This window comes from Edaphobacter sp., from assembly GCF_035532915.1.
In the GTDB taxonomy this organism is placed as follows: domain Bacteria; phylum Acidobacteriota; class Terriglobia; order Terriglobales; family Acidobacteriaceae; genus Edaphobacter.
Window position 1 is genome coordinate 1 of record NZ_DATKQC010000207.1, and the last position, 5581, is coordinate 5581.

Consider the following 5581-nt stretch of genomic DNA (forward strand, 5'->3'; position numbering starts at 1 on the left):
GCTGCCTGCCTTCGGATAGCCCGTGATGACAGGCAGTGACCGCCGCAGCAGATGCAGGTCGATCAGCTCGCGCCCAAACGCCGCAAGCTGCTGGAAGAGGGCAGGGTCGTCGGTGAGAGGAATGCGGGGAAATTCTCGACGAAGAAAGTCCGCATAGCGCGTCCGATATCCTGGTGAGTACAGCACCGCATAGACATAGGAAAATATATCATCTGGTGAGGCCGGTTCGCCGCTAAGGCGATCTCTCACTTCGACCAGAAAATCTGGAGCAAGATTTGCAGAAACGCGCGGCCTTATAAGCCCACTCTCCTCTGGATAAAGCCACAACGGCATCTGAACCTGAACGCCTCTGCTGCTGTATAAAGCCCGGTTGTCGGCGGGATGCTCAGAAACAAAGGCATGAGTCCAACCTCCGTCTACAGACGCTTGCCGCATGGTGAGCACACAAAGGTTGGGCTGAAGCATGTGAGCGTTGACGCGCTCTCGTCTGTGAACAGCAACATTGGAATCCCAGATTGTCCAACGATTGTCGAAAGGGCGATAGAGGATCGGCGTCACCTTCAAGCGCCACGCGCCGTCTGCCAGCTCACGCTTCGCCCGTCCGTAGCTCCACTGGTTCTGGCTGCAAAGCCTGAAGAGTTGCCGTGCCTCCGCCTCGCTATCCGTCGCCAGCAAGCGATCAACCTTGGCGATCGCCTCCTCTCTGGTCCACGAAATCGCAAACTCGTCGTGCGTCGTCACCACGCCAGGCGCGGGATCGCCGTTGGGCCGGAAGATGTCGGCCACGCTCCATCCGTGCTCATATTCGATCAGCCGGTCAGCATCCTGTTTGACAAAAAACCACGGGGCTTGCCGAGGCGTCACGTCTTCCCACGGCGTGCCGGTCACGTCATGGGTGGCCAGCCACTCGTATTTTTCCGCCCGCGTTCCCCAAAGATCGGCACGGCGCACGGTGCAGCTCGTGGCCCGTGTGGTGCGCTTGACGAAAAGCGAGATGGCGACGCCTTGCTGGATGTCGAACACATTCTCATCTTTTCCGCCGTCCGGCGTGCGCTCCTTTTTCTTGCTGTTCCCGTGCAGGTCCAGCACGTAAGCATCATCGAAGCTCGCCATGAGGCTTGCCCGCATATCGAGAAAGGTCGGGTTATCGAGGTAGTTGTGGTTCGTGATGAACGCCAGTACGCCATAGCCCGTCTGCCCGATGCGCCACTGCGCGAACCGCAGGAATTTCACGTAGTCGTCTGACAGCCATTTTCCCTGTGCTGGCTTCTTCAGCTCCGGGCTTTTTTTGTATTCCTCCATCAACCTGGAAATCCACGCGCCCTTGTTGGCCGAGTGACCTGAGTATGGGGGGTTGCCGATGACAACCATGATGGGAACGTTCTTCTTGACCTCGCTCGCCGCCGCCGCTTCTTCGGCCAGCCATTGCGTGAAGAGCGGCAGGCCCGTCATCTCGTGAGCTTCTTCGAGCGTGTTGGTGAGGAACACGCGCAACCGCTCGTCCGAGCCGAAATCGTAGCCAGACTCTTTGAGCTGAAGACCAAGTTTCATATGCGCGATGGCATAGGGGGCCATCAGCAGCTCGAATCCATAGATACGCGGCAAGAGATGCTCGGTCACATAACCCGGCCACATGCCCGCGTTACCTTTGAAGCGGTCGCGGATGCTGGCGACGATGGCGTGTAGGAAGGTCCCGGTCCCACAAGCGGGGTCAAGAATCTGAACGCGGTGCGTCTCGTAGATTTCCTCGACGGTCTTGGCTTTGCCCGACGTGCTGATCCTCATGCGCTTCAGTTTGATGCGGTTCGCGTCGGCAAGGCCATCGGTCAGCTTGAAGGCCCGGCGCAGCAGGGCGTCAACAGACCGGACGATGTAATCCACGACCGGCTCGGGGGTGTAGTAGACGCCGCGCAGCTCGCGTAGCTTGGGGTCATAGGCGATAAGAAATGTTTCGTAGAAATGGATGATCGGATCCTCGCGGGCCGTGGTGCGCCCGAAGTCGGCGAGGACGGCGCCAATGTCTGCCTTCGCCAGCAGCTCCGCTAAATCGTCAACCGCCCATGAAATCCGCTCGTCGAGGTCCGGCCCAGCAATGGTGTTGAACAGTCGGCGCAAAAAGGGATTGGTTTTCGGCAAGTCGCGCCCGGCCCGCTCGCGGGTGAATCCTGCACCGACATGATTGCAGCGAGCGGCGAACAGGCCGTAGGCAATCGTCTGGGCATACATGTCGGCGAACTGGTCCGGGGACAGGTCTGCGATCAGCACGCGGCGAAAGGCTTCATACTGCGAGTGCAGGTCGCCGGCCTGGCCCTCTTTTACGAACGCCTGCCGGATCAAGTCGTGCAGCAAACGGGCAAGCCGCGCCATGCGCTCCGCCAGTTCGCGCGGGCTGGCGATGCTCGGCACTTCAGCATCGAAAAACGCCTGAAAGAGCGCGGCAAGCTGCGCCTCGGCGTCTGGCTCCCGGCGAAGAACGCCGTTCTTCTGCCACTTCGCAACTTTGACAGGCTGGACCGGCTCCCCGTTCCGGTAGAGGCGGAATTCTAGATAGTCGGTGAGAATGAGATTGCGAAGGCTGAGACGATATCGCTTGAGCTGTTCGCCGTCTTCGGTGCGGTCAAGGTCAATCCCTACGTCCTTCGCCTCGACATAGCCGAGAGGGACGCCGTTGCGCGTCACGATGTAGTCGGGTGATCCGCACTCGATCCGGCGCGGCTCGTTCGTCGCGGTGATCTTCGGGCGCAGGGCTTCGATCATCGCCTTCAGCGCGGGCCGGTGCGTGTGCTCTGTGGCGTTCCCAGCCTTCAGGGCGTGTTCGACTCGGCGAAGGTAATCGGAAATGGCGCTCATGCCTACGATTACCCCTCGTCCGGCGGATCGAGCGGCAAAGCTGTTTGCGGGTCCTCCGGCGGCAACGGAAGGTCGGCAAGTCGGTAGCCTTCCATCCCGGCCTCGCGGGCATAGCCCACGATATGGGCGTCATCCGAATAGACGGCCGTAGCGCCCTCAATCGCGGCGATGGCGACAATCTGCCGGTCAAACTTGATCTTGGCCTTTGCAATCTCCGGCGCTCCGCCTTTCGGTTGTCCACGCTGCCGGGCCTGATAGGTCCGCACGGCCGCTTCCACGGCCGCCCGCTCGTCAAAGCTGGCAATGCGGAAACAGGACTGTTTGCTGATGATGGCCAGGTATTCCGGCCCTGCCGGGCCTGCATGAATCAGACATTCACTCAAGGCAGGGGTCGGGATGATAATCTTTTCGTCTGCCTCTGTGAGGCTGTCGATCAGATATTCGACGCGGTCTTTCGCCCTTGAGACGGAAGAGGGGGTGTTTTCATCGAAAACGAACAACAGGATCGACGCATCAAAGACGACCATTCAGTGCAGCTCGTCGTTGTCGCGCCTGAGGTCGTCCAGCTCCGCGAGCGGGTCGTCCATGTCCGTCCATCCGCTGCCACGCACGGCGCGAAGGACGGTCACGGTGTCGCGCAGGCTGGCGGCGTTCAACACTTCAAAGCGATGAACCCGGAACCGAATCAGGGTCCATTTGCTGTCCGCCTCGCGCAACCACCGGCCGCTGCCATGGATGCGGATCGGCTCGAACAGGTGCTTCCCCAATTCGCGGGCAATGGCGCGGGTCGTGTCGCAATTGCTATAGGTCGTGTCTCCGTTCTGCAAGCGGAGGGGAACGTTCTCGGTGATCCCGCCGACCGCAACCAACAGCCCGTCAAGGTGGCCGTCCTGTGGGAATGGGCCATAGCTCTGCGCTTTCGGCCGGGTCCGGCCGGGAAAGGTCAGCAGTTCAGCGGAGGCGGCTCCGTCCTCGCCCTCGACAAAGATGCGGCCGACGGCGTTGTCGTTGGCCAGCTTGGTGTCGATCTGATCGAAAATCTTTGCGGCATCCTTAGGCGGGGTGCCGCGTCGGATATCATGCAGGCGGGCCGTGACTTTGGGCAAGTCCTCGAATTCAACGCGGGCGGCAATCTTGGTGCTGCCATCCTCGACACCGGCAAAATGAACAGCGTTGTCCTTACCGAGTAACGCGGCAAACTCGGCCATATAATCCGCCAGCTTCGCCATCGGAATAGTCTCTGGCGAATAGGCGTCTATGTAGAAAATCAACCGTTTGTCGTCGTTCATCTGCGTTACCCTGACTTTTCATAATGCCCCTTCGTGGATCGCTCTGGCGGCGGCCTGGTCTCCGGGTGTTCCTCCTGATGTGCCCCTTGGCCTTCCTGCCAAGCCTCTTTCTTTCTGCCTTACCACCAGTCCCTATGTTCGACTGGAAGCGCCGTCCTTCTGTCCCGGCCGTGCGATATTGGCTTATCGGAGCGCCCGCAGGCAGTCAAAAGCGCGAAGTGGGACCGGAGCAAGGACCGCACGCCGTGAGGGCGACGCTCCGCCGACCGTGAAATAGGCGTTTCCTTCCACGCGCACCCGTAGTTCGATGCCGCGCTGTTCTTCTTGCGGGAGCAGCCGAGGAGGCGTCGATCAGCTCGGCTATGCCGAACGTGTGACATGGCGAGCGCCGCCGTTTCCGTTTCGCCGTGCCCCTCGCTTCCTGTCAAGCGGCCTTCTGCGCGTCGAGCGTGAAATCGAACTTGATGGTCTTGTACGGCAGGACCATCCGGCCATCCTCGGTCTTGTCGATGACCCCCGCGTGGTGGAGTATCTGCACGTCGCTGTGGACCGCGCGCACGTCGCGCCCCACGCGCCGGGCGACTTCGCGGATCGACAACGGCCCCGCACCTGCCATGGCGTGCATGATCTGACGGCGCTTGTCGCTCAGAAGTTTCCAGGCGTCGTCAAGATTCACGAAATCAAGCCGCGCGGTGGAGTCGGCCTTGCCGGTCTTCCAGGCTCGGATGACGCGCTCCCTGATCTCCGGGTCCGATTGATTACCAATGATGAGGGTGTCCATCGAGATACCTCCTGATGCTGGCCTCGAAGTCGTCGAGCAACTGTTCGATCGTGGTGAATTCGTAGGGTTCTTCCTGGTCTCCTATATGGCGGTGATCCCCCTTGCCAGCCTCGTTGTCGTAGCGCAGCACACACGCGCCTGCGTCGATCAGCGCCATCCGATATTTGTAGGGATGGCGGCTGCCGGGAAGCCGTCTTGGCAGCCGCCAGATGACGATTTCCTTGAAGATGCCGACGCCAAGCTCCACGCGCTGCCGGAACAGGGGCACAGCCTTTATGTTGCTCAGAATAGCAACAGGCGCGGCCGTTGTCAATCGCAGCAACAGCCAGCCGGTGCCAGCAGGCTTCGGCCGGTCAACCCCGCTCGCCATGCTTGCCCGCAAGGACGGGCTGCGCGTGGCTCCGCGCCGCAGCGCGGCTGGCCGACGGCCGAGGGTTTGACCCGCCGCGCGCACGCCGGCGTTCTGGACCTGTCGGGACGAAGGGCGTCCCTCAATGCAAGTTCGGCCCCTCCGGGGGGCCGAACGAAGGGCTGGGTTGTTGATATCTGCTATCGGATAAATACCTGATAGCAGATAGCGAAGGCGGCCCTGCGAAGGCCCGCCTGGTGGTTTCCGGCTCAAGGGTCGGCCGATCCTCCGTGCTGGTCGCGGGTGACTCGG

At 61.1% G+C, this 5581-nt stretch carries 5 protein-coding genes; all 5 read right to left on the reverse strand.

What is annotated here, in order from left to right; translation table 11 throughout:
• Positions 1-2850 (reverse strand): type ISP restriction/modification enzyme (locus VMU57_RS10140; RefSeq protein WP_325383017.1); only part of this gene is annotated, 2850 nt, incomplete at its 3' end.
• Between the two features lie 8 nt (positions 2851-2858).
• Complete coding sequence (locus VMU57_RS10145) at positions 2859-3377, reverse strand: hypothetical protein (protein ID WP_325383019.1); 519 nt, start codon at positions 3375-3377, stop codon at positions 2859-2861.
• Positions 3378-4139 (reverse strand): hypothetical protein, encoded by a 762-nt coding sequence (locus VMU57_RS10150; protein WP_325383021.1) that lies wholly within the window; start codon positions 4137-4139, stop codon positions 3378-3380.
• Between the two features lie 424 nt (positions 4140-4563).
• On the reverse strand, positions 4564-4920 hold the full coding sequence (locus tag VMU57_RS10155; RefSeq protein ID WP_325383023.1) for a hypothetical protein: 357 nt from the start codon (positions 4918-4920) through the stop codon (positions 4564-4566).
• The coding region (locus tag VMU57_RS10160; RefSeq protein ID WP_325383025.1) for a toxin-antitoxin system TumE family protein at positions 4898-5581 on the reverse strand (684 nt) is incomplete at its 5' end. The genes VMU57_RS10160 and VMU57_RS10155, both read right to left, overlap by 23 nt.